This is a genomic window from Mesorhizobium sp. CCNWLY176 (assembly GCF_037153935.1).
Taxonomy (GTDB): domain Bacteria; phylum Pseudomonadota; class Alphaproteobacteria; order Rhizobiales; family Rhizobiaceae; genus Mesorhizobium_M; species Mesorhizobium_M zhangyense.
The window spans coordinates 73,025-99,767 of sequence record NZ_JBBBDZ010000015.1; the positions used below are offsets into that span (position 1 = coordinate 73,025).

24 protein-coding genes are annotated in these 26,743 nt (G+C 61.4%); 9 read left to right on the forward strand and 15 right to left on the reverse strand.

The features are described 5' to 3' along the window. Positions 1-260 precede the first annotated feature (260 nt). Positions 261-779 (forward strand): GcrA family cell cycle regulator, encoded by a 519-nt coding sequence (locus WBQ96_RS22100; RefSeq protein ID WP_336554335.1) that lies wholly within the window; start codon positions 261-263, stop codon positions 777-779. Between the two features lie 142 nt (positions 780-921). Here the strand turns inward: WBQ96_RS22100 and WBQ96_RS22105 are convergent, their stop codons facing one another. Both WBQ96_RS22105 and phoU read right to left on the reverse strand, forming a co-directional pair. Beyond that, positions 922-1,929, reverse strand: a complete 1,008-nt coding sequence (locus tag WBQ96_RS22105) for a magnesium and cobalt transport protein CorA (protein ID WP_336554334.1) — start codon at positions 1,927-1,929, stop codon at positions 922-924. 198 nt (positions 1,930-2,127) lie between these two features. Continuing rightward, on the reverse strand, positions 2,128-2,853 hold the full coding sequence (gene phoU, locus WBQ96_RS22110) for a phosphate signaling complex protein PhoU (protein ID WP_336554332.1): 726 nt from the start codon (positions 2,851-2,853) through the stop codon (positions 2,128-2,130). 218 nt (positions 2,854-3,071) lie between these two features. On the opposite strand from phoU, the gene WBQ96_RS22115 reads away from it, so the two are divergent. The 4 genes from WBQ96_RS22115 to WBQ96_RS22130 all read left to right on the forward strand — a co-directional run bounded on the left by WBQ96_RS22115 (position 3,072) and on the right by WBQ96_RS22130 (position 7,022). Next, entirely contained in the window at positions 3,072-4,892 is a 1,821-nt protein-coding gene (locus WBQ96_RS22115) for a chloride channel protein (RefSeq protein WP_442920882.1), read from the forward strand. A 205-nt stretch (positions 4,893-5,097) separates the two neighbouring features. Continuing rightward, the gene (locus WBQ96_RS22120; protein ID WP_337035926.1) at positions 5,098-5,802 is read left to right on the forward strand and encodes a helix-turn-helix transcriptional regulator; all 705 of its coding nucleotides are present in this window, start codon (positions 5,098-5,100) and stop codon (positions 5,800-5,802) included. A gap of 91 nt (positions 5,803-5,893) precedes the next feature. Continuing rightward, positions 5,894-6,559, forward strand: a complete 666-nt coding sequence (locus tag WBQ96_RS22125) for an acyl-homoserine-lactone synthase (protein WP_165114588.1) — start codon at positions 5,894-5,896, stop codon at positions 6,557-6,559. Continuing rightward, a complete protein-coding gene (locus WBQ96_RS22130) occupies positions 6,549-7,022 on the forward strand; it encodes a hypothetical protein (RefSeq protein WP_336554327.1) in 474 nt (157 codons plus the stop codon). Before WBQ96_RS22125 ends, WBQ96_RS22130 begins: the two co-directional genes overlap by 11 nt. A gap of 199 nt (positions 7,023-7,221) precedes the next feature. Here WBQ96_RS22130 and WBQ96_RS22135 read toward each other — a convergent pair whose 3' ends face one another. Beyond that, complete coding sequence (locus WBQ96_RS22135) at positions 7,222-8,499, reverse strand: ATP-binding protein (RefSeq protein ID WP_336554325.1); 1,278 nt, start codon at positions 8,497-8,499, stop codon at positions 7,222-7,224. A gap of 103 nt (positions 8,500-8,602) precedes the next feature. On the opposite strand from WBQ96_RS22135, the gene ppk2 reads away from it, so the two are divergent. Beyond that, on the forward strand, positions 8,603-9,520 hold the full coding sequence (gene ppk2, locus WBQ96_RS22140; protein WP_336554323.1) for a polyphosphate kinase 2: 918 nt from the start codon (positions 8,603-8,605) through the stop codon (positions 9,518-9,520). A 138-nt stretch (positions 9,521-9,658) separates the two neighbouring features. Here ppk2 and WBQ96_RS22145 read toward each other — a convergent pair whose 3' ends face one another. Then, on the reverse strand, positions 9,659-11,623 hold the full coding sequence (locus WBQ96_RS22145; protein WP_336554321.1) for a glycosyltransferase family 2 protein: 1,965 nt from the start codon (positions 11,621-11,623) through the stop codon (positions 9,659-9,661). A gap of 317 nt (positions 11,624-11,940) precedes the next feature. On the opposite strand from WBQ96_RS22145, the gene WBQ96_RS22150 reads away from it, so the two are divergent. Then, the gene (locus WBQ96_RS22150) at positions 11,941-12,783 is read left to right on the forward strand and encodes a transporter substrate-binding domain-containing protein (protein ID WP_165114548.1); all 843 of its coding nucleotides are present in this window, start codon (positions 11,941-11,943) and stop codon (positions 12,781-12,783) included. 83 nt (positions 12,784-12,866) lie between these two features. Here WBQ96_RS22150 and WBQ96_RS22155 read toward each other — a convergent pair whose 3' ends face one another. Then, positions 12,867-13,511: a hypothetical protein gene (locus tag WBQ96_RS22155; protein ID WP_336554318.1), complete on the reverse strand. Its 645-nt coding sequence runs from the start codon at positions 13,509-13,511 to the stop codon at positions 12,867-12,869. Positions 13,512-13,730: 219 nt separating this feature from the next. Between WBQ96_RS22155 and WBQ96_RS22160 the strand changes: the two genes are divergently transcribed. Further along, complete coding sequence (locus WBQ96_RS22160; RefSeq protein ID WP_337035928.1) at positions 13,731-14,372, forward strand: hypothetical protein; 642 nt, start codon at positions 13,731-13,733, stop codon at positions 14,370-14,372. A 5-nt stretch (positions 14,373-14,377) separates the two neighbouring features. On the opposite strand, the gene WBQ96_RS22165 is transcribed toward WBQ96_RS22160, so the two are convergent. Both WBQ96_RS22165 and WBQ96_RS22170 read right to left on the reverse strand, forming a co-directional pair. Further along, positions 14,378-15,202 carry a sterol desaturase family protein gene (locus WBQ96_RS22165; RefSeq protein ID WP_336554313.1) on the reverse strand — a complete coding sequence of 275 codons (825 nt, stop codon included), beginning with the start codon at positions 15,200-15,202 and terminating at the stop codon, positions 14,378-14,380. A gap of 13 nt (positions 15,203-15,215) precedes the next feature. Next, positions 15,216-15,629 carry a tellurite resistance TerB family protein gene (locus WBQ96_RS22170; protein WP_165114536.1) on the reverse strand — a complete coding sequence of 138 codons (414 nt, stop codon included), beginning with the start codon at positions 15,627-15,629 and terminating at the stop codon, positions 15,216-15,218. A 151-nt stretch (positions 15,630-15,780) separates the two neighbouring features. Between WBQ96_RS22170 and WBQ96_RS22175 the strand changes: the two genes are divergently transcribed. After that, complete coding sequence (locus WBQ96_RS22175) at positions 15,781-17,433, forward strand: lysine--tRNA ligase (protein ID WP_336554311.1); 1,653 nt, start codon at positions 15,781-15,783, stop codon at positions 17,431-17,433. On the opposite strand, the gene WBQ96_RS22180 is transcribed toward WBQ96_RS22175, so the two are convergent. From WBQ96_RS22180 to WBQ96_RS22215, 8 genes are all read right to left on the reverse strand, one after another. Further along, positions 17,396-18,319, reverse strand: a complete 924-nt coding sequence (locus tag WBQ96_RS22180) for a thermonuclease family protein (RefSeq protein ID WP_336554309.1) — start codon at positions 18,317-18,319, stop codon at positions 17,396-17,398. The genes WBQ96_RS22175 and WBQ96_RS22180 overlap by 38 nt on opposite strands. A 12-nt stretch (positions 18,320-18,331) precedes the next feature. Continuing rightward, the gene (locus tag WBQ96_RS22185) at positions 18,332-18,979 is read right to left on the reverse strand and encodes a S24 family peptidase (RefSeq protein ID WP_091917937.1); all 648 of its coding nucleotides are present in this window, start codon (positions 18,977-18,979) and stop codon (positions 18,332-18,334) included. Between the two features lie 92 nt (positions 18,980-19,071). Then, positions 19,072-19,614 carry a thioesterase family protein gene (locus tag WBQ96_RS22190; protein ID WP_336554305.1) on the reverse strand — a complete coding sequence of 181 codons (543 nt, stop codon included), beginning with the start codon at positions 19,612-19,614 and terminating at the stop codon, positions 19,072-19,074. Positions 19,615-19,635: 21 nt separating this feature from the next. Beyond that, a complete protein-coding gene (locus WBQ96_RS22195; protein ID WP_336554303.1) occupies positions 19,636-21,855 on the reverse strand; it encodes a 3-hydroxyacyl-CoA dehydrogenase NAD-binding domain-containing protein in 2,220 nt (739 codons plus the stop codon). Between the two features lie 14 nt (positions 21,856-21,869). Then, the gene (locus WBQ96_RS22200) at positions 21,870-23,078 is read right to left on the reverse strand and encodes an acetyl-CoA C-acetyltransferase (protein ID WP_336554301.1); all 1,209 of its coding nucleotides are present in this window, start codon (positions 23,076-23,078) and stop codon (positions 21,870-21,872) included. An 11-nt stretch (positions 23,079-23,089) separates the two neighbouring features. Then, on the reverse strand, positions 23,090-23,641 hold the full coding sequence (locus WBQ96_RS22205; RefSeq protein ID WP_336554299.1) for a hypothetical protein: 552 nt from the start codon (positions 23,639-23,641) through the stop codon (positions 23,090-23,092). After that, positions 23,642-24,814, reverse strand: coding sequence for an acyl-CoA dehydrogenase family protein (locus WBQ96_RS22210; RefSeq protein ID WP_336554297.1), 1,173 nt, complete (start codon positions 24,812-24,814; stop codon positions 23,642-23,644). A gap of 73 nt (positions 24,815-24,887) precedes the next feature. After that, positions 24,888-26,675 carry an acyl-CoA dehydrogenase gene (locus WBQ96_RS22215; protein ID WP_336554295.1) on the reverse strand — a complete coding sequence of 596 codons (1,788 nt, stop codon included), beginning with the start codon at positions 26,673-26,675 and terminating at the stop codon, positions 24,888-24,890. Positions 26,676-26,743: the final 68 nt, after the last annotated feature.

Genomic DNA, 26,743 nt, shown 5'->3' on the forward strand with positions numbered 1-26,743 from the left:
CGCAGAAGCGCGCGGCAGACAACTTGGCCCAATAAGCCACCTTTGTTGCGGCAAGTTGTTGAAAACCCAAAAAACCGATTCGTGTGGCACCCCGGACTCTTGTCACCGAGTCAGCCGATAAGGTAGTTTGAAGTCTAGAAATAACCAGATTTGGTGCGGCAAACCCAATCACCCGAGTATATGTGGTGTCACCCCGAGCATTTGTCGGGACGGGAATGGATTCAGGGAAAGGTCGCACTCTCAAGCAGGAGCATGCTCTCATGAACTGGACTGACGAGCGAGTGGAAACCCTCCGCAAATTGTGGGCCGAAGGCCTCAGCGCCAGCCAGATCGCCGCCCAGCTCGGCGGCGTCAGCCGCAACGCCGTCATCGGCAAGGTCCATCGCCTGAAGCTTTCGAGCCGCGGCCGCTCGACGGCTGCACCAGCCCGCCAGAAAAAGACGGTGCAGGTATCGACCGGCGTCAAGACGGCGCCAAGGGCAACGACCACGACGCGCACCGTGACCACCTCGATCGGCGCCACCGCGCTGCAGGCGCAGTTCGACACCGAGCCGGTGGCCCGCCATTACCTGCGCCCCGTGGAAAACGTCGTCGTGCCGATTTCCCGGCATCTGCAGCTGGTCGAGCTCAACGAGCGCACCTGCAAATGGCCGAACGGCGATCCGCTGTCGGAAGAGTTCCACTTCTGCGGCAACGACGCCGCCGAAGCCGGCCCCTATTGCAAGTACCACTCGAAGATCGCCTTCCAGCCGGCAGCGGAGCGTCGGCGCAGCCGCTGATAGTGAATAGTGAATAGTGAATAGTGAATAGTGAATAGTGAATAGTGAATAGAAAGCAGCGCGGCAGTTCGAAGGCGCGCAAGTGCCTTCCCTATTCACTACTCTCTACTCACTATTCCCTCTCTTCTCACTATTCCCTTCCTCACAGCCAACCATTCTTGCGGAACCGCCAGTAGAGAAACGAGCAGATCGCTGCGATGGCGACGAGAACCGTGGGATAGCCATATTCCATCCTCAGCTCGGGCATATCGCTGAAATTCATGCCGTAGATGCCTGCGAAGGCCGTCGGCACCGCCAGAATGGCGGCCCATGAGGCGAGTTTCTTGGAAATCGCCGTTTCCTGGCTCTGGCCGACCAGAAGGCTAGCCTCGAAGGCGAACGCCAGCACCTCGCGCAGACTGTCGATCTTCTCCTGTACGGTGCGGATGTGGTCGGTCACGTCGCGGAACAGCGGGTGCATGGCCGCATGGATCTGCGGCAGGTCGGCACTGGTCAGCCGCCGGCAGACCTCGACCAGCGGCAGTGCTGCATTGCGCAGCCGCAGAAGGTCGCGGCGCAGCATGTACAGCCGTTCGATCTCGGCGGCGAGCATCGGCTTGAGCAGGACCTTGTCCTCGATCTCCTCGACCTCGTCCTCGATCTGCTCCAGCACCGGCATGTAGTTGTCGACGATGAAATCGAGGATGGCGTAGAGGACGAAATCCTCGCCCTTGGCCAGCGAATGCGGGCAGCTTTCCCAATGCTGGCGAACGGTGGCGTAGGAGGTCGACGGGCCGTGCCGGACGCTGACGATATAACCCTTGCCGACGAACAGATGCGTTTCGCCGAAGGTGACGCGGCGGTCGATCAGCTGCGCCGTGCGGGCAACGATGAACAGCGCATCACCATATTGCTCGATCTTCGGCCGCTGGTGCGGATGCTCGGCATCTTCGATCGCCAGCGCATGAAGATTGAACTGCGCCTGTACGCGCAGCAGAAGTTCGCGGCTGGGCTCGAGAAGGCCGATCCAGACGACATGGCCTTCTTTGGCTGCCCACTCACCGGCCTCCTCGACCGGAATGTCGGCGACGCGCTTGCCTGCGGCATAGACGCTCGAGGCAACGATACCAGCCTCCGCCGGGGCGGGCGCAAACTTGCGGACATGATCCATCACCACCTCCCGAAGGCATAACCTTCACTGCGTGATGAATGCGCAGGTCGGTCAGTCTAGCGCAATTTTGCGGAAAGTTCGAGGATGCGGACAGCCGCTATCTGGCAGTTGGCAGCTGTGAAACAGCCGCCGCTACTGCACAATCTCCGCCACCGGGCAGATGGGTGGTAATCAAACGATGAAAGAGGGTTGCCGCGCTCACTTCGCCACAACTTCCACCGGCATCACGACCTTGTCGGTCTTGTCTTCCTTGGGGCGGTCGATCGGCATCTGGTCGCCGGTGACGACATAGTAGATCGTCTCGGCGATGTTGGTGGCATGGTCGCCGATGCGCTCGATGTTCTTGGCGCAGAACAGGAGATGCGTGCAGGGCGTGATATTGCGCGGGTCTTCCATCATGTAGGTGAGGAGTTCGCGGAACAGCGACGTGTACATAGCGTCGATCTGGTTATCGCGGGCGCGCACGAATTCGATGCGCTCGACCGAGCGCGAGGCATAGACGTCCAGCACTTCCTTGAGCTGCGTCAGCGCCAGTTCGGCCAGCGCCTGCAGGCCGCGGAACAGGCTGACCGGCTGGCGGCCTTCCGAAACCGCCACCACGCGCTTGGCGACATTCTTGCCGAGATCGCCGACGCGCTCGAGGTCGGCCGAAATGCGGATCGCGCCGATGATTTCCCGCAAATCCCCGGCAACAGGCTGGCGCTTGGCGATGAGCACGATCGACTTGTCGTCAATCTCACGCTGGGCTTCGTCGAGGATGGTGTCATCGGCGATAACCTTCTTGGCCAGCGCCGCGTCCGCATTGACGAGTGCTGCGATCGCCTGATCGACAAGGCGCTCTGCCTGGCCACCCATCGCCGCAACCTTGCGGGTCAGGTATTTCAGCTCGTCGTCATAAGCACTGACAATGTGGTGCGACTGCATGAAGGTCCATCTCTCTTCGGAACCGCCAAATCACGATCCCTGAATCCATGCATATAGGCTAACGACATGACGGAAAAAAGAAAGCTTGGATTGGCGGCACGCTGACGCCACAATTCGGGCTGATAGCGCCTGCGCGAGGGGTCCGGAACCATCGTCTCCAACGAGCAGCGGCTATTTTGGCCGGCGCGCGAAGTGGTCCATGCATTCCCGTGACGTCCATCCTCCTGACTGCAAAAGGCCGCGCGGTGCTCCAAAGCACGATCACAAAGCTCCTTTCCTCCCGCAAGAACCACGCGCAAGTCCGCACGGCTCTGCACCTTCTCAGCGCGCGCGGCATAGCCGTCGTCGGTGTGGCCTGTGTCGTCGGAGCGCTAGCGGCGGTGACCGTCACGGCAATGAGCTGGATCGTTCAGGAGATGCACTGGCTGCTTTTCGGGCTGGAGCGCGGCGCGCGGCTTTCGGCCATGTTCTCGCTGTCCAGCTCTTCCCAGGCGCTGGTGCCGGTCATGGGCGGCGTGCTGCTCGGGTTGACCATCGCCTATCTCCGGCGCCGGCAATATCGCACGCCGATCGATCCGATCGAGGCCAATGCGCTCTATGGCGGAAGGCTGTCGGCGACGGACACCGCCATCGTCGCGGTGCAGACGATCATCTCGAGTGGCTTCGGCGCGTCGGTCGGGCTGGAGGCGGCCTATACCCAGAGCGGCTCGGGGCTGGCGTCCCGGCTGGCCAGCTTTCTGCAGCTGCGCCGCAATGACGTCAGAATACTGGTCGGATGCGGTGCTGGCGGCGCGATTGCGGCTGCCTTCGGCGCGCCGTTGACGGGTGCGTTCTACGGTTTCGAGCTCATCATCGGCGTCTACTCCGTCGCCAATGTCGCACCGGTGATGGCAGCGGCCGTCACCGCCTCGCTGACGGCGAGCTATCTTGGCGGCGCGCAATTTCCCATCGAAGTCGGCCCGGTGCCGGCGATGACAGCCCTGCAATATCTGCCCTATCTGCTCCTCGGCTTCCTGGCGGGTGCGGCGTCGATCGCCATCATGCAGCTGGTGACGGTCGTGGAGAAAGGTTTTTCACGGCTTTCCATCGACGCCGCGCTGCGACCGGCGATCGGCGGGTGCCTGATCGGCGCGCTGGCCTTGATCACGCCTCAGGTGCTTTCGAGCGGCCATGGCGCGCTGCATCGCGAACTGGCGATGAATTACGGCCTCTATGTCGTCGCCGAGCTTTTCGTCCTCAAGCTGATCGCTTCCGCCGTATCGCTGGGTTCGGGATTTCGCGGCGGCCTGTTTTTCGCCTCACTGTTTCTGGGCGCCCTGCTCGGCAAGATCTTTGCCGAGGCGATGATCTTCCTTTTGCCGCAGACCGGGGTCGACCCGATGATCGCGGCCGTTGTCGGCATGACCTCGCTCGCCGTCGGCGTCGTCGGAGCGCCGCTGACCATGACATTCCTGGCGCTGGAATCCAGCGGCAACCTCGCCCTCACTGGCGTCGTTCTGGCGGCGTCGATCGTGTCGGCGGTGCTGGTGCGCGAAACCTTCGGCTACTCCTTCTCGACCTGGCGGTTCCATCTGCGCGGCGAAACGATCCGAAGCGCCCATGACGTGAGCTGGACACGCAACCTGACCGTCGAGCGCATGATGCGCGAGGACGTTCGCACCCTGCCCGACACGACGACGATCGAAGAGTTCCGCAGGCAAGTCCCGCTGGGTGCCGCGCAGCGTGTGATCGTCACCGACGCAGAGAAGAAATACGCCGGAATGCTGCTTGTCGCCGAGGTCTACGCCCTTGATGCGGGCAACGAGGCCGAGGGTGCGTCCATCCGCACGTTGGCGAAATATCAGGACACGCTTCTGGTGCCGTCCATGAACGTCAAGGCAGCCGCCGACATCTTTGCCCGCTCGGGCAGCGAGGAATTGCCCGTCGTCGACAATTTCTCGAACCGCCGGGTGGTCGGGCTTTTGACCGAAGCCCACCTGCTGCGCCGCTATGCCGAGGAACTGGACAAGGCGCGCAAGGATCTTTCAGGCGAAAGCTGAGCAGCCTTTGGCAAAGCTCGCCCGCCCTAACTTTCAAACCGGACAAAAATTGACAACATCCGAAACAAAAAACTTTGCGTGACAGCGCCGCAATAGTTCTAAATTACCGATTTACATCGTTAGATTCATAGATATAGCTATAGTTACTCATGTTGCGGACAGGCAAACGCACCGAGGAACGGCAATGCTGAATGCACACAGCGAATTGCTCGATTTCATCGAGCGGGCGGAGAGACATCCAAACCTGTCCCTCCTCGTCAACGATTTCTCACAAGTCATCGATCGGCAAGGCTTCAACGCGTTCATCATGACCGGCCTGCCTTCGGCCGGCATCGACGTGGAACCGATGGTCATCGCAAACCATTGGCCGGAAGCCTGGTCCGATCGTTACCGCGAGCAGGTGTATTTTCCCGACGATCCGGTCTCGAAATGGTCGATTACCAAAGACCGGCCTTTTCATTGGCGGGAAGCCTGGGACGCATTTCCCGTCACCAAGCGCGTCCAGCAGCTGAACGGCGAGGCCGCTGCTTTTGGCCTGGTCGACGGCATTGCTTTCCCCTTGCGGACTGCCAGAAGGTGGCAGGCGGTTGTCTCGCTTGCCAGTCACCGCCGGATGGACATCGACAAGAAAGACGAAGGCCTGCTCTATTGCGCCGCCGTCTATTTCCAGATGGCCGCGAATGACCTGGCGTCGAAGAAAGCTCCTCCGCCTCCATCCCTGAGCGACAGGGAGCAGGAAATCCTGAAATGGGCGGCTGCCGGCAAGACCGCCTGGGAGATATCGACCATCCTCAATATTTCCGAGGCGACGACGCGCACCCACCAGCGGCATATCAACGCGAAGCTGGATACCGCCAATACAACCCAGGCGGTTATGGAAGCAATCAGGCAACATATTATTCACGTGTAAATTGCCGGTCAATCATCGATTCCGATGATAGCTGACAGGCCCGTTACGGTTCATCCTTCTGCGAGAGAATCAACCGCAGGGGGTAGTAGCCGTGCAGATCCACGTCGTAAACGCCGCAAACCGCCACCTCTATGTCGCCGAGCTCGAAGACTTCTTTCGCGCGCGCCACGCCATCTATGTCGAAGAAAAGCAATGGCGCGACGACGACGGCAGCGGCATGGAAATCGACCAGTTCGACACCGACGAGGCCACCTACATGATCGGGATCGTTGACGATCAGGTCATGACCGGGACCCGGCTTCTGCCGACCACCGAACCGCATATGCTTAGCGAAGTGTTTCCGCACAGCTGCAATTTCACCGGCGTCCCCAGGCAACCGGACGTCGCCGAATGGACGCGCGGCTTCATCGTCCCTTCCTTCCGCGAAAAAGGCCACGGCCCGATCAAGGGCCAGTTCTGCGGAACGGTCATGGAATACTGCCTGAACGAAGGCATCAGCCGCATCGGCGGTATTCAGGACCTGTATTGGCTGCCGCTGTGGAAGCGGTTCGGCTGGACGGTGAGACAGATCGGAAATCCTATTCTGATCGACGACCGCTGGTGTGTCGCCGCCTATTTCGACGTCACGCCGGAAGCGCGCGACCGCGCGCTCGCCAGGGGCAATCTCGACCATTCCATTCTGGTGCATCGCGGCCCCTACGAGCCGTTCATGCAGCAGTATCGCACCAGCCGTACAGGAGGCGCTCGTGCAGCTTAAAATGGGACAACACGAACACGGGGGGCACCCGGTGCGGCATCGGAACGGATCTCGGGCAGCACTCGCCAACACCAGCCATAACGACGATCTGGTGGTGCCCGAAATCCCTCGCAAGGAATATTTCGCTCAGTTCATGAGCGAACTACGAAAGGAGATGCAAGCAGCCCGCGCAGAGGAGGCGCGGCTGCTTCAGGCGGACAAGGCGCATATTTCCGGGGGCGGCAGCCTCCGGAAAACGCCGAGCGGTACAGACTACATCCTGTGGGGCAGGATCGGCACAGGCGGTGTGCCCGATCTGCTCAACCGGATCGACGACGATATAGAGAGGTGCTGCGAGCCGGTCGTCATTACCGGCACGGCCTTCTCCACGAGGTACCGGTTCAGCCGCTGGCTTTTGCGCAATGGCCACATCGCGCGAGCCGATCTCGGCGAAGATGGCCTGGTGGTCGCGAGATCGGCTTAGAGCATCGGACCGAAAAGTGGTTACCGGTTTTCGGAATATTCCGATGCTTGTTCTAAGTCCTAGATCGTCCTTTGTGCGTCCGAATGGACGCACGGCGATCTAGAGGAAGGAAATAGATCGCGTCTTGCGCGCCACTGGACGCGCGGAGCGATAGACAGGTTCGGCCTCCCCGGACATACCGCTCGTCCGGCGGCGGATATCATTCCGCCGCCGGAAAATGGACGGTGAAGGCCGCACCCTCGCCCAGCTTCGAGCGGATCGACAGGCGGGCGTTGTGACGGGTCAATATATGCTTGACGATGGAAAGGCCGAGGCCCGTGCCTTTCTGCGAACGGCTGGTTTCCACGTCCACCCGGTAAAAGCGCTCGGTCACGCGCGGAATGTGCTCTTCGGGAATGCCGGGACCGAAATCCTGGATCGTGACCGTGGTTTCATGCTCGGCATTCGTGTCCGGACCGCCGATAGAGACGACGACGCGGCCGCCCGACGCGCCATATTTGCAGGCGTTTTCCAGCAGGTTCTCGAAGACCTGGAACAGTTCGTCGCGGTCGCCCAGCGCCTCGAAGGTGCCGGCGGGGAAGTCGCGCTCGACGACGACGCCGGACTCCTTCGCCAACGGGCTGAGGGAATCGATGACGCTTTCCACCACGCCGCGCAGGTCGACTTTCACGCCGGGCCGCAGATGCGACTTCATCTCCAGCCGCGACAGCGACAGCAGGTCGTCGATCAGCCGTGCCATGCGCGCGGTCTGGTTCTGCATGATCTGCAGGAAATGATCACGCGCCTTGGCGTCGTCGCGCGCCGGGCCGCGCAGCGTCTCCACGAAACCAGAAATCGAGGCCAGCGGCGTGCGCAGCTCGTGGCTGGCATTGGCGATGAAATCGGCGCGCATGCGATCGATGCGGCGCGTCTCGCTCTGGTCCTTGAACACCATGACATAGAGGCCGGTGCCTCTTCCGACGGCGGAGGCGGTGACGCGAAAGACGCGCTCGATCGGCACCCGCTCGATGAAGTCGATCTGCCGCGACGCGGCATGGCCGAACAGCACCGCCTGTATCATCTCCTGCATTTCCGGCGCGCGGAATTTCAGCAGCAACAGGATGCCCGGGCGCAGCGCCCCGAAAGCATTGACGGCCGCATCATTGGCATGGACGACCGCGCCCGCACCGTCGAAGACGATCAGCGGGTCGGTGACGGCGGCGGCGAGGTTTTCGCCCGAGAGGCCACGCGTGCCGCCATTGGCGGTTTCTTCGGCCTCGGCCGTGAGAAGACCCGCCGTGCGGCTGGGCGCTAGACCCGCCACGACGATCAGCGCGCCCACCACTGCGGCGACCGTCCGCGTGTCGCCTCCGGCCCATATGTGGACGGCAAGCACGGCTGCGACGGCTGCGGCCAGCATCCAGCGGTTCTGGCGAAACCGGTTTGCAACCAGCCGCATTGCGCGGCGTATCCATTGTTCGCGGCCTTGATCGCTCATGCGAAAATCCCGTGATGCCTTGTACTTGGGTGTAAAACTTCACGCTGGACCAGTATGGCCGCACCCAATAGCATGAAAGGGAAACCAAGAAAGGTTTGTCGAAATGAAAAACGCCGACGACGCGCCGGAGACCGCAGCAGCGAAGGAGACCGCGGGTCTCACACCGTTGAAACTAAAGGTCGGCGGCAAGGAGCGTCTCTTCGACATCAACAATCCCGAATTGCCCGACTGGATCGACAAGAAGGCCTTGCGTTCGGGCGGCTATCCCTATGACGACAAGATGCCCTCCAAGGACTATGAAGAGACGCTGGAGCGGCTGCAGATCGAACTCGTCAAGCTTCAGGCCTGGATGCAGGCGACAGGCCACAGGGTGCTGACCCTTTTCGAGGGGCGTGACGCCGCCGGCAAGGGCGGGACGATCAATGCGGTGCGGGAATATATGAACCCGCGTACGGCCCGCAACGTGGCGTTGACCAAGCCGACCGAAACCGAGCGCGGCCAATGGTATTATCAGCGCTACATTTCGCATTTTCCGACGGCGGGCGAGTTCGTCACCTTCGACCGATCCTGGTACAACCGCGCCGGCGTCGAACCGGTGATGGGTTTTTGCACGCCCGAACAGCACGAGCATTTCCTGGAGGAAACGCCGCGTTTCGAAAAGCAGATCGTGCGTGAAGGCATCCATTTCTTCAAGTTCTGGCTGGATACCAGCCAGGAGATCCAGCTCAAGCGCTTTCACGACCGCCGCCACAGCCCGCTGACGAACTGGAAGTTCTCGCCGATGGATGTCGCCGGCATCAGCAAATGGGACGCCTATACCGAAATGCGCGACCTGATGGTCAAGCGGACCCACACTTCCGAGACGCCATGGACGATCGTTAAGGCCAACGACAAGCGGCGGCTGCGTATCGCGGTGATCCGGCACATTCTCCTTGCCCTGCCCTATACGGGACGCGATCTCGACGCCATCGGCAAGCCTGACAAGAAGATCATCGGCGAAGGGCCGAAGTTCCTGAAGTGAAAGCTCGGCAACTCATCGGCAACGCCGGGTTAGAGACTGTTTGATAACTCGCCCTGCCGAGGCATATGGCGTGGTTTTCGAGAACCGGAGCGGAGCGTACATTTAGGTACGTGAGCACCGGAAGCGCAGAAAACTGCGTCAGATGACCGGCAGGGTAGAGTTAGCAAGCGGTCTCGCTTCCCGGTGCGGCGTCTTGTGCCAGTGATGCGGCCGCTTCCACAGTTCGTAGACGGAGCACCATGCCGCCAGCGACAGCATCAGCCAGTAGACCGGCGTCATCAGGCAGACCTTCCAGAACCCCCGGCTCTCGCGCTCGTTGAGTGTCATTCGGCCAAGCACCATGAAGGATGCGTAGCCAAGCACCACGGTGATGGAGTCGAACGCCAGCAGGCCCCATTGCCAAAGGCTCAGCGGAATGCCGCCGCTGACCTGAACGGTCAGCACCAGCGCCGACAGGATCAGGAACGGGTGCATCAGCGCCGACATGACCATGCCGGCGAACAGGATCTGCGCCATGCAGAACGAAGCGAAAGGCACTTCGCGGGCGAGCCTGACGGGATTGCGCATATGGACGAACCAGGTCTGAATCCAGCCCTTGAACCAGCGTTTGCGCTGGGCGAGCCAGGTGTCGAAATCTTCCGGCCCGTCCTCGCGCGTCGGGCATGACAGAGTGTCGGCCCGGTAGCCGAAACGCGCCAGCCGCAGGCCAAGATCGGCATCCTCGGTGACGTTGTAGGGGTCCCAGCCACCGACTTCTTCCAGAGCCGACCGGCGAAAATGATTGGACGTGCCGCCGAGCGGCAGAACGAGCCTGTGCGCGGCCAGCCATGGCAGGAGCCGCCGAAAAAGACCGGCATATTCGAAGCCGAACATGTTCGAGATGAGGCTTGCCCGGCGGTTCGAAATCTCGAGCGGCGCCTGAAGGCAAGCGAGTTCCGCGTCTGCTGCCGCGAACCTCTGCCAGGCCTCCATCAGCTGCATCGGGTGCGGCCTGTCTTCGGCATCGTAGAGCACCACGAACTCCCCGCTCGTCAGCGGCAAAGCATAGGCAAGCGCCTTCGGCTTGGTGCGCGGCAATGACGCCGGCACCGACACCACTTCGACATAGCTGCGCAGCGGGTGAGCCCGGATCGCCTGGATCGTCGCCTTGTCGTCCTCCTCGCAGACCAGCTTGATCTCCAGCTTGCTGCGCGGCCATTGCAGCTTGCTCAGCGCGACCAGAAGCTGCGGCACGACCTCCGCTTCACCGTGGAGCGCGACGAGCACCGAATAGACCGGCATCTTGGGAGACAGCGCAACTGACGGTTTCTGCGGCGGTCGCTTCTCGAACCAGAAGGCAGCGGCAATGCGCAGCGCCACGCAAGCCAGGAAAAACACCGAGAACAGGACATGCAGCAGGACGAAAAAAGCCGTCGATCTCAAAAGCAGTGCAGTCGGCACGGCGACCGCGAAGGCACCCAGAAAGAAAGCCTGCCAGGCGCTCAGCACACTGCGCGCGGAGCAATCGGGTCGCTGATCGGAGAGACCGGTCAGGGCGCGTTCGGTCAGTATCTTGCGCGATCGCCGCAACACAGCCTGCCGCAGAACCGCAGGCGCCACGATCCTTGCGCGCCGGGAAAGCTCGCTGCCCTGAAGGTGCCGCAGGCGTTTCCAGCCGGCCAGATCCGGCGCGATGAGAAGGACGATGCGGCCGAAACCGTCCTCGATCCGCGCCGCGCCCTTTGCCGGTGCCTGTCGCAGCATCGTCACCGCCTGCTCTTCCCCCAGCATCAGGCTCTGCGGATTGATCCTGGTCTCGAACTTCATGCCAAGCTCGTCAGCAATGGCGCGATAGAAGGCGACTTCCGTGACAAGGCCGGACACGAGAATCTCGGCCTGGAAGGTCGTGCCATTGACGCCGGCGCGCGAGGCGATGACAACGCTGTCGTCGAAGGAAATGCCCAGCCGATCGAGCACCGGCCGCCATTCCGCCACTTCCGGCAGCACGAGAGCCGCGAAAAGACTTATGCTGCCGCTCGCAGCTCCAATGTGGAATTCGTCGTCAGGCTGTTCGGCCTCATGAAAAGGAAATCCGCTGGGACGCTCCGATTCTAGCGCAGCCATCGAACACCGGTCCGGATCTGCAGATCGCCCGCGCCGAATTCACAACGCGCGCGCAAATCCGGCGGCCCGCCCAATGCAGGCGAGCCATGCCTCCTGCCGCAGTAACCCCGCGTCGGCACAAAATACGCCATCGCAACACCCCCATGTTGCAATCCCCGCGTGCATTAATGCACATCCCGACGCCTCCCGCCATGGCAAAAAAGCAAATGCTAATTTATTAGCCAGCCAAATGAGATGACCCCTTTCCACAATGTTTTTGCCTGCCGGCCAAGGGAAGGGTAAATGTCTACGCACTTGTTCGCATTACTAGGCGTTTCATGAAACCACGTTCGATCCTGATGGCCGTTTGTTGCGCGCTGATAGCGCTGAGCGCACCGGCGCGGGCAGCCGGACCCGATGTTCCGGTTTTCTGGGACACCAAGGAGCGCTTGCCCAAGCCGGACCTTTCGACGCTTGAGAGGCTTCGCTTCCTGACCACCACCGATTTTCCGCCGTTCAACTTCCTCGATGGAAACGGCCGGCTTTCGGGCTTTCATGTCGACCTTGCCCGCGCCATCTGCGCCGAACTCGATATCGCGGCGAAGTGCCAGATCCAGGCCCTGCCCTGGGGCGAACTCGACGCGGCGCTGCAGAAGGGCGACGGCGAGGCGATCGTCGCCGGCGTTGCCGTGACGCAGGAAAACCGCGCGAAATATGCGTTCTCGCGGCCTTACCTGCAATTTCCGGCACGTTTCATCATGCCGAGATCATCCGCCGTCGCCGAGCCGATCTACGCCAAGCTGGAAGGCAAGCGCATCGGCGTTCTCGCCGGCTCTGCGCATGAACGCCTGCTGCGCAGCTATTTCCCCGACGTGAAGGCGGTGACCTATGCCAAGCAGGAATGGCTGTTCGACGATCTCAAGGCCAACAAGCTCGACGGCGCTTTCGGCGACGGCATGCGCTTCGGCTTCTGGCTGGGCGGATCGGAAGCCGCTGGCTGCTGCCGCTTCGCCGGCGGTCCCTATCTTGCCCCGGAATATCTCGGCACCGGCCTCTCAATCGCCACCAAGGCAGACAATCCGCAACTGGCGGACGCCCTGAACTATGCGCTGCATGAAATATCGGTGAAGGGCATCTTCGCCGAGTTGTATCTCCGCTATTTTCCGGTCAGCTTTTACTGAAGCGTCCTGATGCCAGTCCATCCACGCGATAGCGCGCTCGGCGGCAGCTGGCGGGTTCCGATAGCTCTAAACCGAAGCCAACCCTATGTTCGGCATGAGCAACTGGGATCGGCGAGGCACTTCTTAGCCTTGTTGGCCAATCGTTCGCTCTCCTCAACCAACGGAGCGTATTGCGCGAGAAATTGGTCCATCTCGGCAACATACGCGGAGTTCACTTTCTTCGCCTGAAGCTCCTCTTGCCTGTTCTTCCGGGCAAGGTCGATTTTCCATTTATTTTCGCGCACATAACCAGTCTCCCTGGCTACAACCTCTTTCAGAAGCCCTGCCGGCATACATGATTTGCTAACGGAAGAGTTTGAATTGTTTTTGTCTTCGTACTCAGTGCACTTCTTGACCTTGATATTCTTCTTGGAAATCGGCTTTGTGCTGAATAGGCTTTCCGGTTCAGCATTCGAATTTCGAAGAATTGTCGTGTTCGGCGTTGAATCCAAATAGTACTCAACCTTCGAGCATGCGTTTGCGCTGCTGTGAACGGTAATCTCAGCAGAATAACTTGGCTTTGAACCGCCAGAGCTTTCAATACTTATTGAACCCGTGCACGAGCCGACAGGCTTGTCGAAATTGCATTGTGCCGCTGCTATCACCTCGGATGGCAGGGAGGCTGCAAGAACAACGCCGAGAAAACCGATCGAAACCACTGCTTCTACCGTGAAGTGTCGTCGCGACATCAAAGCCCCCGCTCGCCAGCGCAGATGCGCCTGAATTGTCGTGGAACCTTGTGCACAGAATTGCGGCGGCCGAACCACCCAATTGGAGGGTGAGGTGCGGCAGCAGATTCGTTATCGTCACGGCACAACGGGCATCCCAAGCAACGCGCCAGGTGGGACCCTATATTTGTGAGGGGATGTTTCTTGCGACTGCTTCTTTCTGCCGTCTATTCGGCTTTCATGGTTCTTGCATCCTGGTCGGTTGCCGCGGCTGCCGATTGTGATTTCAACAAGCGGGTGGGCAGCTGCAAAGCACAGATCGAGATCAGGAGTTCGACAGGCTCGAAGGGCAGCTACTCCGCTGAAATCATCGTTCGCAGTTCTGCTCCGACCTGCTCCAAGGTCGACTACTATCTGGACAACACGCCCCAGCGCGCCATCCTGAAAGGAGGCAATGCAGAACCCGAAAGCGTCTTCGGCACGCGTCCAATCTCAAGAAAGAATTTCAAGGTCGAAAAATGCGCTGCGTTTGAAGATCGCCAGAATGCCGCGCAGGGCGGCCAACAACAAGGACGTGAGGGTTCGAAGTCCTTTGCAGGAACCTGGCACGGTAAGGTCGGCTGGATGATGCTCTCCGCCCCGATGACGCTGAACCTCAGGATCAACGGGAACTCGGTCTCGGGAAACTCTTCGTCACCCAACGGCCAATCCTACGAGATCCAGAACGGCCGGGTTTCGGGAAACACCGTCTCCTACACCTACCAGCAGCCCTCCGGTGACGGCGAGGCCAGCGTCCGAATTACGATGAAGTCTGCAAACAGCATATCGTATTCCGCCTCGGCAAGCGGCGTAACCATGTCGGGGACTTTGCAACGCCGGTAAACAACTCATGAGGCATCGCGCCCTGACCTGAACGGCAACGCCAGCAGCCAGCCAAGCCGCGACGGCTTTTCGTCGCGCCACTGCTCGAGGCCGATCGCCATGCCGTCGTGGCCGCGCTTCGGCTGGCCGACATAGGTTTTGAACAACCGGTCCCAGAACGAGAAGTTGAAGCCATAATTGGAGTCGGTCTCGGGCCGGTCCGTCGAATGATGGACGCGGTGCATGTCCGGCGTGACGATCACCTTGCGCAGCCAGCGATCGACCGAAGGTGAAATCCGAACGTTCGAGTGGCTGAACATCGCCGAGCCGTTGAGCACGATCTCGAACACCAGCACCGACAGCACCGGCGCGCCGAGCGCTATCACCACACCGGCCTTCCAGATCATGGAAAGCAATATCTCCAGGGGGTGAAAGCGCAGGCCGGTGGTGACGTCAAAGCCCGTATCGGCATGGTGGACGCGGTGGATACGCCACAGGATCGGCAGCTTGTGGCTGGCGACATGCTCCAGCCAGACCGCGAAATCGAGCGCGACGAAGGCGACGATGCCGCCGAGCACCCCGTCGAGGCCGGCAGCGCGCAAAAGCCCCCAGCCTTTCGCCTCGGCAAAGGCTGCCGCACCGACGGCTGCAGCCGGAAAGATCACACGCAGCATCAACGACGAGATCACCACCAGCGAAAGGTTGGCGAACCAGCGGCGCGATTTCAGAGCGCCGGCCATTTCCTGCCGTTCCAGGCGCGGCGACCACAGTTCGAACAGCGCCATGGCCAGGAAGATCGCCAGGAAGGCGACAGTGCGGACGAACGCCTCGGAAGCAGCGATATCGCCCATCACCTGCTGCCGGTCACGTCAGCATGCGGTGGCGTGCCTTGGTCGCCCATTCGATCGCCGAGATCATCTTTTCCTCGATGCTGAGATGACGCCGCAGAAGCTGCAGCACGCGCACCTCCTCCAGCCGCATTTCGAGATCGACGGCAGCGACTTCGAGCGCGGCCGCATAAGCGGTGTCGTGGAGGCGCTGCGGAATGGCCTTGGCGGCGGCCGAAAGAACGCCGTCCAGGCCTTCCTGCTCGTGCAGCAGCTTCTGGCAATCCTGCGAGATGCGGACGAGCTTCTGGTCGTTGAAGCCTTCGAACACCGGCCAGGAGCGAACCACGTCGCCGATGCGCGCAAGTTCGAGATCGGTCATGTCGCGATCGGAGGCGGAGGTGACGACCATCAGGTAGATCAGGGCTTCATGGGCGGTTGGGCCGGGCATTTGCTGTCCTTGGGCTTGCGATGGGCTTCGAAGTTAGGAAGGCGCCGGCTCGACCGCAAGGAAAAACGCCCGCAATCGTTGACGCTTCCTGCCGCGCGCCTTAGAGCAGGCATCGCCGGACTGTGCCGGCAAATTATGCAGGAATGGCGACATGACGGGATCAAACATCATCGATCTCAACCCCGAACTTCTGGCGGCCGCGACAGAAAGCAAAGCCTGGCCGTTCGAGGAGGCGCGCAAAATCGTCGCGCGCTACAAAGGTCGCGAATTCCCCGAAACAATCCTGTTCGAGACAGGCTACGGCCCGTCTGGCCTGCCGCATATCGGCACTTTCGGCGAGGTGGCGCGCACAACGATGGTGCGCCACGCCTTCCGCGTGCTGACGCAGGACAAGGTCAAGACCAGGCTGCTGTGCTTCTCCGACGACATGGATGGCATGCGCAAGATCCCCGAGAACGTGCCGGACCGCGCCGCGCTTGAGCCGTATCTGCACATGCCGCTGACCGCCGTGCCGAACCCGTTCGGCGGCGACTATGCCAGCTTCGGCGACCACAACAATGCGATGCTGCGCCGCTTCCTCGACACCTTCGGCTTCGACTACGAATTCGCCAGCGCCACCGAATATTACAAGGCCGGCCGTTTCGACGCGATGCTGCTGCGCGCGGCTGAACGCTATGACGACATCATGAAGGTGATGCTGCCGACGCTGGGCGAAGAGCGCCAGGCGACCTACAGCCCCTTCCTGCCGATCTCGCCCAAGAGCGGCCGCGTGCTCTACGTGCCGATGAAGAACGTCGACGCCAACGCCGGCACCATCACCTTCGATGACGAGGACGGCCAGGAAACCACCCTGCCGGTAACCGGCGGCCGCGTGAAGCTTCAGTGGAAGCCCGATTTCGGCATGCGCTGGGCCGCCCTCAATGTCGATTTCGAGATGTTCGGCAAGGACCACCAGACCAATCAGACCATCTACGACCGCATCTGCGTCATCCTTGGCGGCCGCGCGCCGGAGCATTTCGTCTACGAATTATTCCTCGACGAGAACGGCCAGAAGATCTCGAAGTCGAAGGGCAACGGCCTGACCATCGACGAATGGCTGACCTATGCGCCGACGGAAAGCCTTGGCCTCTACATGTTCCAGCGCCCGCGGCAGGCCAAGAAGCTTTATTTCGACGTCATTCCCAAGGCGGTGGACGAGTATTACGCCTTCCTCTCCGCCTATCCGAAGCAGGAGTGGAAGGAGCGGCTGGGCAACCCGGTCTGGCACATGCATGACGGCAACCCGCCAGCGATCGACATGCCGGTGACGTTTGCGCTGCTGCTCAATCTGGTGAGTGCATCCAACGCCGACAGCAAGGACGTGCTGTGGGGCTTCATCTCGCGCCACGCGAAGGATGTCACGCCGAAGTCGCATCCCGAGCTCGACCGGCTCGCGGCCTATGCGGTGCGCTATTTCGACGATTTCGTGAAGCCGACGAAATCCTTCCGGAGCCCGGACGAGGTGGAACACGCAGCCCTTCAGGCGCTGTCGGACGCGCTCGGCCAGTTGCCGGCCGATGCAAGCAGCGAAGCGATCCAGAACGAATCGCTCAATGTCGCCCGCAAGATCGAGCGCTATCAGGATCATTCCAAGCAGAGCCCGGAAGGCGGACCTGGCGTTTCGGTCGCCTTCTTCCAGATGATCTATCAGGTACTGATCGGTCAGGAGCGCGGCCCGCGCTTCGGTTCGTTCGCGGCACTCTACGGCATTGCCGAGACGCGCGCGCTCATTGCAAAGGCGCTTGCTGGCCAGTTGGCGGCGTAGGAGCCGGCGGGAAAGGCCCCGGCGCAACCGGGACTGTTTGCGCCGGCTGCTCTGCCGGCGAACCCAGCAATTCGTCCGGCGGCGGTAGAGGCGCCGGCAAGGCGCTTGTAGTCGCGGGCGAAAGCGTCACGCTGACGCGGGCGGGCGGCGGGCCGAATATGCCCTTCTTGTCCGACTGGGCCTTTTCCCCGGCCTCGGCATAAGGGCCACCGGTGGCGGCGCGCGCCCAGCCATTGGCCACCAGCCACGTTCCGACATCCTCCTTGCCGACACGGCAATCGGCGGAAATGACGGTGCGGTCCGGCTCGGGCGGAACGATGCAGGTGACGGCGCGGCCGCGCAGCCAGGAACGGAACGCCGTGCGAGCCCGCGCGCCGCAGGGCCACGACGTGCCTTCGAAACTGCAATCGTCACTCGCCGCCACCGGATCAACGCCAGCGATGGCGATCGAATAGCCCTTGGCCTCGATCTGCCCGGCCGAACTCGCCACCGGCTGGTAGAGCGGCGTGCCTTTCCAGTCTTCGGGCGCAACCAGCTTCGGCGGCTTCGGCGGCAGCGCGAGACCGAGCTGGCTCAGCGGCTCGCGCGGCGCGATGCGTTCCAGCTCGCCTGATTTATTCGACGGCGCGGCATTGTTTTCCGGCGCAGGTGTTGGGGATTCCGGAGCGGCCGGCAAGATGCTGTCATCGGCGGGTGCTGTCTGCTGTAGATCGTCGTTCGGGGAAGCATCGTCATCCATCGGCGGAATATCGGTCTCGTCCGGGACCTCAATACTCGACGGGTCAAAGCTCGCTTCGTTCGAGGTGATCGCGTGCCCGCCAGCAATGATGCCGTAGCTCAGGGCGAAAAGTGCCGCGACCGTCAGCGCGAATATGCCGGGACGCATCAACCCGGCGCCCTACTGGCTTGCCCAGACGATGCGGGCGAGCCAGTCGACATCGCCCATCGCTATGTTGCGGACCGGGTGTTCGGGATTGATAGACAGAAGCTCGATCTCCTGCGCGCTCCTGCGCACCAGAACCTTGGCCATGACCTCGCCGGACTGCGTCTTGACGACGACGCGGTCGCCCTTGCGCACCGTCGCGCCCGGCTCGACGATCAGCACGTCGCCATTGCGGTAGAGCGGCAGCATGGAATCGCCCTGCACCTGAAGCGCATAGGAATTTTCGGTCGACTGCGCCGGCAGTTCGATGAGATCCCAGCCCTGCCCGGCCGGAAAGCCGGCATCGTCGAAAAAGCCACCGGCACCGGCCTGCGCGAAGCCAAGCAGCGGCACCGAGGATTTCTGCACCGGCAGCGGCCGGTCATCCTTGGATCGTCCCTCGACCAGCCCGAGAAACTCATCCAGCGATGAATTGGTCGCCTCGATGATCTTTGCCAGCGACTCGGTCGAAGGCCAGCGCGGACGACCGTCAGCAGACGCGCGTTTCGACTTGTTGAAGGCGGTGGAATCGAGCCCCGCCCGCTTCGCCAGACCGGAAGCCGAGAGCGAGTATCGTTCGGCCAGCGCATCGATGGCAGCCCAGACCCGGTCGTGCGAAAGCATCGTCATGGTCCCGAAACAGGAAAAAATACCTCTATGTTCTAGCGCGGGTGCGAGAGGTTGTCCAGAAGCGACGATAATTATCAACCGCCGCCTCACCCCTTCTTCGCCAGCGAGCGCAGGCCGTCGTGGGATTGCATGAAGATGCGCTCGGCGTCGTTTGGCGGACGGGCCTTCGCCTCGCTGCCGAGTGCTGCAATCACCTCGTCGATTTCAAGGAAGCGGCGGTTGCGTGCGTCGTAGACGCCGGCGGTCGTCAGCACCAGCGCTGCGGTCACGCCATTATCGAGGATGAATTCGTGGCGACCGATGACCTGGGTACCCTCCCAGGTCTCGACGGTCGAAACGACATCGAACTGCCGCCACAGCCTGATCTCACGCACGAAAACCGATTGGAGCCCGCCCATCATCGGCGCCCAGCCATTCTTGCGCGCCAGCCCGATCAGGCCTGCGCGCAGAAAGATGTCGATGCGGCCAAGATCGGCCAGCATCATGTAGCGAGCATTGTTCAGGTGCATGTTGGTGTCGATGTCAGTCGGCAGGCAGCGGAAGCTCAGCCTGCTTTCGTCACCCATGCGGTAGATGCCGCGGCGACGCGCCGTCACCGCGGTTTTTATAAGCCGTGCCCAGACATACATGCTTTTCGCAGAAAGCGACCGTCAGGCCGCCTTCTTCGCCTCCGCCTTGGCATAAGGATCGAAGCGCTCGTAGAAGGTTTCGCCCTTCTCGGCCATGTCGTGGAGAAGCTTGGGCGCCTTGAATTCGGCGCCGTATTTCTTCTGCAGCGACTTGGCGAGCTTGACAAATTTCTGCGCGCCAATGCCGTCAATGTAGGACAGCGTGCCACCGGTGTAAGGCGCGAAGCCGAAGGCGAGGATCGAGCCGACATCGGCTTCGCGCGGGTCGGTGACGATACCCTCTTCCATGACGCGCGCCGCCTCCAGCGCAATCACCACGAGGAAGCGCTGCTTCAGCTCCTCGAAGTCGATCTTGTCGGGGTTGCGCTGCTTGTAGAGGTCCTTCAGGCCCGGCCACAGCTTCTTCTTGGCGGGCTTTGCCGGATAATCGTAAAAGCCCTTGCCGTTCTTGCGGCCGAAGCGGCCATGGTCGTCGACCATGGTGTTGATGAGCTTCATCTGCTCGGGGTCGACGGCCTTCTCGCCGAGATCGCGAATGGTCTGCTTCATGATCTTCTGGGCAAGGTCGACAGCCGTCTCGTCGGTCAGCGCCAGCGGCCCGACCGGCATGCCGGCAGCGCGCGCGGCATTTTCGATCATCGGCGCCGGCACGCCCTCGATCAGCATCTTGAAGGCTTCCGACATGTAGCGCAGCACGCAGCGATTGACGTAGAAGCCGCGCGTGTCGTTGACGACGATCGGTGTCTTCTTGATGGCGCGGACATAGTCGATCGCGACCGCAAGCGCCTTGTCGCCGGTCTTCTTGCCCAGGATGATCTCGACCAGTAGCATCTTGTCGACCGGCGAGAAGAAATGGACGCCGATGAAATTCTTCGGCCGCTTCGAATTCTGCGCCAGCGACGTTATCGGAATGGTCGAGGTGTTGGAAGCGAACACCGCCGCGGGCTTCAGCACGGCCTCTGCCTTTTCGGTCGCGCCCTTCTTGACCTCGGAATCCTCGAACACCGCCTCGACCACCAGATCGCAGCCGTCGAGATCGGCATAGTCAGCCGTCGGCGTGATCAGCGACAGAAGCTTGTCCTTGTCTTCGGCTTTCGCGCGGCTTTTCTTGACCTGATCGGAAATCAGGCTTTCCGAATGCGCCTTGCCCTTGGCGGCGGATTCCATGTCGCGGTCGAGCAGCACCACCGGAATGCCGGCCTTGGCCGTGACATAGGCGATGCCAGCGCCCATGAAGCCGGCGCCAAGCACGCCGATCTTCTTGAACTTGGTCGGTGCGACGCCTTCGGGGCGGCGTGCGCCCTTGTTGAGTTCCTGCAGCGACACGAACAGCGAGCGGATCATCATCGCCGCTTCCGTCGTCTGCATGATTTCGGTGAAATAACGCTGCTCGATCCTGAGGCCGGTGTCGAACGGCATCAGCAGGCCTTCATAGACGCATTTCAGGATCGCGCTGGCCGCCGGATAGTTGCCGTAGGTTTCGCGACGCAGGATGGCGATTGCCGGTGGCCAGAGGTTGGCGCCGGCAGCCGAATAGACCGGGCCGCCCGGCAGCTTGAAGCCCTTTTCGTCCCAGGGCTGGACCGGCTTCAGCCCATTCTTGATCATCGCCTTGGCGGTTTCGATCAGCATTGCCGGCTCGGCGATCTCGTGGATCAGGCCCATGCCCTTTGCCTTCTGCGGCGAAAGGTTCTGGCCCGAAGTCAGCATCTGGAGTGCCGACTGCGGGTCGGCCAGACGCGGCACGCGCTGGGTGCCACCCGCGCCGGGGAAGATGCCGACCTTCACCTCGGGCAGCGCCATCTTCACCTTGTCGGAATTGGCCGCGACGCGACCATGGCAGGACAGCGACATTTCGAAAGCGCCACCCATGCAGGTGCCGTTGATGGCCGAGACCCAGGGCTTGCCGGAAGTCTCCAACTTGCGGAAGAGCTGGCTCATGCGGCCGGCATTGTCGAACAGAAGCTTGACCGCCTTGTCGTGGTCCTTGGCCTCTTCGTCGTGAAACAGCGTCAGCATGCGCTTCAGCATGGTCAGGTCGGCGCCGCCCGAGAAACTATCCTTGCCGGAGGTGATGACCGCGCCCTTGATCGCGGCGTCGCCTGCGACCTGATCGATGATCTTGTCGAGTTCGTTCATCACCTCCTCGGTGAAGACGTTCATCGATTTTTCCGGCATGTCCCAGGTGACGAGTGCGATGCCGTCAGCGTCGGTTTCGACCGTGAAATTTGTGTAGCTCATGTTGTTCCTCCCGGTCAGACGCGTTCGATAATCGTGGCGGTGCCCATGCCGGCGCCGATGCACAGCGTCACCAGCGCGGTGTTGAGATCACGCCGCTCCAGCTCGTCGAGCACGGTGCCGAAGATCATCGCGCCGGTGGCCCCCAGCGGATGGCCCATGGCGATCGCGCCGCCATTGACGTTGATCCTGTCATGCGGAATGTCGAAGGCCTGCATGTAGCGCAGCACCACCGAGGCGAAGGCCTCGTTGAGTTCGAACAGGTCGATGTCCGAGATCTTCATCTTGGCGCGCTTCAGCAGCTTTTCCGTCACATCGACCGGGCCGGTCAGCATCAGCACCGGCTCCGAGCCGATGTTGGAGAAGGCGCGAATGCGGGCGCGCGGCTTCAGCCCCATCGACTTGCCGGCCTTCTTGGAACCGAGCAGGACGGCGGCAGCGCCATCGACGATGCCGGACGAATTGCCGGCGTGGTGGACGTGGTTGACCTCCTCCACTTCCGGATGCTTCTGCACCGCGACAGCGTCGAAGCCGCCCATTTCGCCGGGCATGACGAAGGACGGGTTGAGCGAAGCCAGCGACTGCATGTCGGTCGACGGGCGCATATGCTCGTCATGGTCGAGGATGGTCAGGCCGTTCTGGTCCTTCACCGGAACAACCGACTTCCTGAACCAGCCCTTTTCCCAGGCGTGTGCTGCGCGCTTCTGGCTCTCGACCGCATAGGCATCGACGTCGTCGCGCGAAAAGCCATATTTCGTGGCAATCAGATCGGCTGAAATGCCTTGCGGCACGAACCAGCCGGGAAAACCGACCGACGGGTCCATGAACCAGGCACCGCCCGACATGCCCATGCCGACACGCGACATCGATTCCACGCCACCGGCAATGACGATATCGTCCGCGCCCTGCGCGATCTTGGCCGCGCCGAAATTGATGGCATCGAGGCCAGAGGCGCAGAAACGCGAAATCTGCATGCCGGGTGCCTTGGTGTCGTAGCCGGCCTCGAAGGCGGCAGCGCGCGGAATGACCGAGCCCGCCTCGCCGACAGGATCGACGCAGCCAAAGATGATGTCGTCGACCGTGCCGGTGTCGAGATCGTTGCGGTCGCGCAGGGCTTCAAGCACCTTGGCGCCGAGCCTTACCGCCGGCACCTCATGCAGCGAGCCATCCTTCTTGCCGCGTCCGCGCGGTGTGCGCACGGCGTCATAGACATAAGCGTCAGCCATTTTCTTGCTCCTTAATTGGGCTTTTTCATCTTGGCGACGGCGAGTTCCGCGATCTCCGCGTCAACTTCGCTATCATCCTTCCAGGCGATTTGGTTGGACGTCCAGAACAACCGGGCATTCAGCTCCTGAACATCTTCAGTCTGCGATGCTTCCTTGACGAACCTGTCGATCACGGCACTGTCCCCACCGTCACGATCCACGAAATTTTGCCGGAACACGTTTCCAAGCTTCTCGGCACCAATTCTGGATAGTCCGTTCAAAATGTCCTTCTTGGTCAACGGATGGAGTGGCAGTTGCGTTTCCTGAAAATTAGCGGCTCCGCCCTCGATCAACTCCAGAAGAACGAAATCGTTGTAGTAAATCGCCAGTACGTCCGCAGGAAATTCCTCAAATTCGTAACCCGACTGTTGAAGGGTATTGATACCAAGGATCAACTCTTCCGCTGCAGATCGATAGTCTGTTTCGTAGACCGTCTTCGGCATCGGAAATTTTTCCATCGCAGAAACCTCAGAAGGCAATACGGCAAGGCCAATCACAATCGACAGCGCCGCAAGAATTTTCACTCACAGGCTCCGCGCGATCAACAGTTTCATGATCTCGTTGGTGCCGCCATAGATGCGCTGTACGCGGGCGTCGCGGTACATGCGCGCGATCGGATATTCGTTCATGTAGCCATAGCCGCCATGCAGTTGCAGGCATTCGTCGACGACCTTGCCCTGCAGGTCCGACAGCCAGTATTTCGCCATGGATGCCGTTACCGGATCGAGCCCGCCATTAATGTGACGCTCGACGCAATTGTTGTAGAAGACGCGGCCGATGGTGACTTCGGTCTTCAGCTCGGCAAGCTTGAACTGCGTGTTCTGGAAGTCGAGGATCGTCTTGCCGAACGCCTTGCGCTCCTTGACGTAGTCGATGGTCAGCGCCAGCGCCCGTTCGGCCATGGCGATCGCGGTCGTGCCGATCTGCAGGCGTTCCTGCGGCAGTTGCTGCATGAGTTGGACAAAGCCCTGCCCTTCCTCATGACCCAACAGGTTCGCGGTCGGCACGCGGACATCGTTGAAGAACAGCTCCGAGGTGTCGTTCGATTTCAGGCCGATCTTGTCGAGGTTGCGGCCGCGCTCGAAACCTTCGACCTCGTCCGTCTCGACCACGATCAGCGACGTACCCTTGGCGCCCTTGGCCGGGTCGGTCTTGGTGACGACGATAATCAGATTGGCAAGCTGGCCGTTGGTTATGAAGGTTTTTGAGCCATTGATGCGGTACTGGTTGCCATCCTTCTCGGCGCGCGTCTTGACGCCCTGCAGGTCGGAACCCGCACCCGGCTCGGTCATGGCGATGGCGCCGATCAGCTCGCCGCTTGCCATCCTCGGCAGCCATTTTTTCTTCTGCTCTTCCGAGCCGTAGTGGAGGATGTAAGGCGCGACGATGGAATTGTGGAGCGCGATGCCGAAGCCGTCAACGCCGACATGGCTGATCGCTTCGATGATGGCGCTCTCATGGGCAAACGTGCCGCCCGAGCCGCCATATGCCTCCGGCATCGAAGCACAGAGTAGGCCGTTCTCGCCGGCCTTCTGCCAGCTTTCGCGGTCGAAGATCTCGGCCTTCTCGAACTCGTCGTAGCGCGGCGCGATCTCGGCCTCGAGAAACTTCGACGCCATGTCGTAGAGCATGGCCACGTCTTCGCCGGCCCATTCGGGCTTCGGCAGACCAAGCACTTCTGCGGGATTTGTTGTCATCAAACAGGACCTCCCATCCCGATCATATAATGAAGACGTTCAAACTTGAACAGAGATGCGCTGGAATTGAAGGTTAGAACGCTTCCGCGTCCAGCGCCATCATCGTGTCGGCGCCGCTGGAGATGCGGGCGAGATGTGCGGCCGTCTCCGGCATCACCCGCTCCATGAAATAGCGGCCGGTGACCAGCTTGTTTTCGTAGAAGGCGGCTGAGCCGTTGCCGAGCTTACCCTGCGCCGTCTTGGCCATGCGCGCCCACATATAGCCGAGCGCGACGAGGCCGAAGAGGTGCAGATAGTCGGTCGAGGCGGCCCCGGCATTGTCGGGCTTGGCCATCGCGTTCTGCATCAGCCACATGGTGGCGGCCTGGAGGTCGTTGAGGCCCTTCTTCAGCGCCTTGGTGTAGGGCGCCAGCTTCTCGTCGGAACGGTTTTCCTCGCAGAATTCACCGACTTCCTTGAAGAAGGCCTGCACGGCGCGGCCGCCATTCATGGCGAGCTTGCGGCCGACGAGGTCGAGCGCCTGGATGCCGTTGGCACCCTCATAGATCATGGCGATGCGGGCATCGCGCACGAACTGGCTCATGCCGTGTTCTTCGATGTAGCCATGGCCGCCGAAAACCTGCTGCGCCATGACGGCGTGGTCGAAACCCTTGTCGGTCAGCACGCCCTTCACGATCGGCGTCATCAGGCCCATATGGTCGTCCGCCGTCTGGCGCTCGCCATCGTCGCCCGAGCCATGCGCAACATCCGACTTAAGCGCCGTCCACAAAACCAGCGCGCGGCCGGCCTCGTTGAAGGACTTCATGGTCATCAGGTTGCGGCGGATGTCCGGGTGGACGATGATCGGATCGGCCTTCTTGTCCGGGGCTTTCGGACCCGACAGCGAGCGGCCCTGGATGCGCTCCTTGGCGTAGGCCACCGCGTTCTGATAGGCGACTTCCGACATTGCCAGCCCCTGCAGGCCGACGCCGAGGCGGGCTTCGTTCATCATCGTGAACATGGCCTTGAGGCCGCCATTCTCAGCGCCCAGCAGCTTGCCGGTCGCCTCGTCGTAATTCATGACGCAGGTGGAATTGCCATGGATGCCCATCTTCTCTTCGATGGAACCGCAGGAAACGCCGTTGCGCTCACCGGGATTGCCGTCGGCGTCGAGATGGAATTTCGGCACGATGAACAGCGAAATGCCCTTCACGCCTTCTGGCGCGCCCTCGATACGCGCCAGCACCAGATGGACAATGTTGTCGGCCATGTCGTGCTCGCCGGCCGAGATGAAGATCTTCTGGCCGGAAATCTTGTAGGTGCCGTCGCCATTCGGCACGGCCTTGGTGCGCAGCAGGCCGAGATCGGTGCCGCAATGCGGCTCGGTCAGGTTCATGGTGCCGGTCCAGCTGCCCTCGACCAGCTTGGGCAGCCAGGTGTTCTTCTGTTCGTCGGTGCCGTGGACGAGGATGGCCGCAATCGCGCCCTGGGTCAGGCCGGGATACATCATCAGCGCCATATTGGCCGAGATCATGTATTCCGCGACCGCCGTGTGCAGCGAGTAAGGCAGGCCCTGGCCGCCATATTCGGCTGGCACGGCAAGACCCATCCAGCCGCCTTCGCGATACTGGTCGTAGGCTTGCCTGAAGCCCGTGGGCGTCGTCACCGAGCCGTCGTCATGGCGCACGCAGCCTTCGAGGTCGCCGGTGCGGTTGGTCGGCTGGAGCACGTTTTCGGAAAGCTTCGCGCCCTCGGCCAGGATGGCTTCCAGCACATCGGGCGTTGCGTCGGAAAATCCGGGAAGATTGCTGTAGCGCTCATAGCCGAGCACCTCATTCAGCACGAAAAGCGTATCCTCGACCGGGGCCCGGTATGTCGGCATTTTGAATCCTCCGCCACAACACTATGCGGCTCCCGACGCCCGTGATTCAAGCGTCGAGTCCGCTTTCC

Excerpts from the sequence above, each read along its gene's own strand:
- WBQ96_RS22200 (WP_336554301.1), bottom strand. The coding sequence starts at position 23,078 with ATGGCTGACGCTTATGTCTATGACGCCGTGCGCACACCGCGCGGACGC.
- WBQ96_RS22170 (WP_165114536.1), bottom strand. The coding sequence starts at position 15,629 with ATGCCCGGCCCAACCGCCCATGAAGCCCTGATCTACCTGATGGTCGTC.
- phoU (WP_336554332.1), bottom strand. The coding sequence starts at position 2,853 with ATGCAGTCGCACCACATTGTCAGTGCTTATGACGACGAGCTGAAATAC.
- WBQ96_RS22215 (WP_336554295.1), bottom strand. The coding sequence starts at position 26,675 with ATGCCGACATACCGGGCCCCGGTCGAGGATACGCTTTTCGTGCTGAAT.
- WBQ96_RS22190 (WP_336554305.1), bottom strand. The coding sequence starts at position 19,614 with ATGTATGTCTGGGCACGGCTTATAAAAACCGCGGTGACGGCGCGTCGC.
- WBQ96_RS22210 (WP_336554297.1), bottom strand. The coding sequence starts at position 24,814 with ATGACAACAAATCCCGCAGAAGTGCTTGGTCTGCCGAAGCCCGAATGG.
- WBQ96_RS22160 (WP_337035928.1), top strand. The coding sequence starts at position 13,731 with ATGGTTCTTGCATCCTGGTCGGTTGCCGCGGCTGCCGATTGTGATTTC.
- WBQ96_RS22135 (WP_336554325.1), bottom strand. The coding sequence starts at position 8,499 with ATGAGCGATCAAGGCCGCGAACAATGGATACGCCGCGCAATGCGGCTG.
- WBQ96_RS22105 (WP_336554334.1), bottom strand. The coding sequence starts at position 1,929 with ATGGATCATGTCCGCAAGTTTGCGCCCGCCCCGGCGGAGGCTGGTATC.
- WBQ96_RS22195 (WP_336554303.1), bottom strand. The coding sequence starts at position 21,855 with ATGAGCTACACAAATTTCACGGTCGAAACCGACGCTGACGGCATCGCA.
- WBQ96_RS22165 (WP_336554313.1), bottom strand. The coding sequence starts at position 15,202 with ATGGGCGATATCGCTGCTTCCGAGGCGTTCGTCCGCACTGTCGCCTTC.
- WBQ96_RS22150 (WP_165114548.1), top strand. The coding sequence starts at position 11,941 with ATGAAACCACGTTCGATCCTGATGGCCGTTTGTTGCGCGCTGATAGCG.
- WBQ96_RS22155 (WP_336554318.1), bottom strand. The coding sequence starts at position 13,511 with ATGTCGCGACGACACTTCACGGTAGAAGCAGTGGTTTCGATCGGTTTT.
- WBQ96_RS22100 (WP_336554335.1), top strand. The coding sequence starts at position 261 with ATGAACTGGACTGACGAGCGAGTGGAAACCCTCCGCAAATTGTGGGCC.
- WBQ96_RS22180 (WP_336554309.1), bottom strand. The coding sequence starts at position 18,319 with ATGCGTCCCGGCATATTCGCGCTGACGGTCGCGGCACTTTTCGCCCTG.
- WBQ96_RS22145 (WP_336554321.1), bottom strand. The coding sequence starts at position 11,623 with ATGGCTGCGCTAGAATCGGAGCGTCCCAGCGGATTTCCTTTTCATGAG.
- WBQ96_RS22175 (WP_336554311.1), top strand. The coding sequence starts at position 15,781 with ATGACGGGATCAAACATCATCGATCTCAACCCCGAACTTCTGGCGGCC.
- ppk2 (WP_336554323.1), top strand. The coding sequence starts at position 8,603 with ATGAAAAACGCCGACGACGCGCCGGAGACCGCAGCAGCGAAGGAGACC.
- WBQ96_RS22185 (WP_091917937.1), bottom strand. The coding sequence starts at position 18,979 with ATGCTTTCGCACGACCGGGTCTGGGCTGCCATCGATGCGCTGGCCGAA.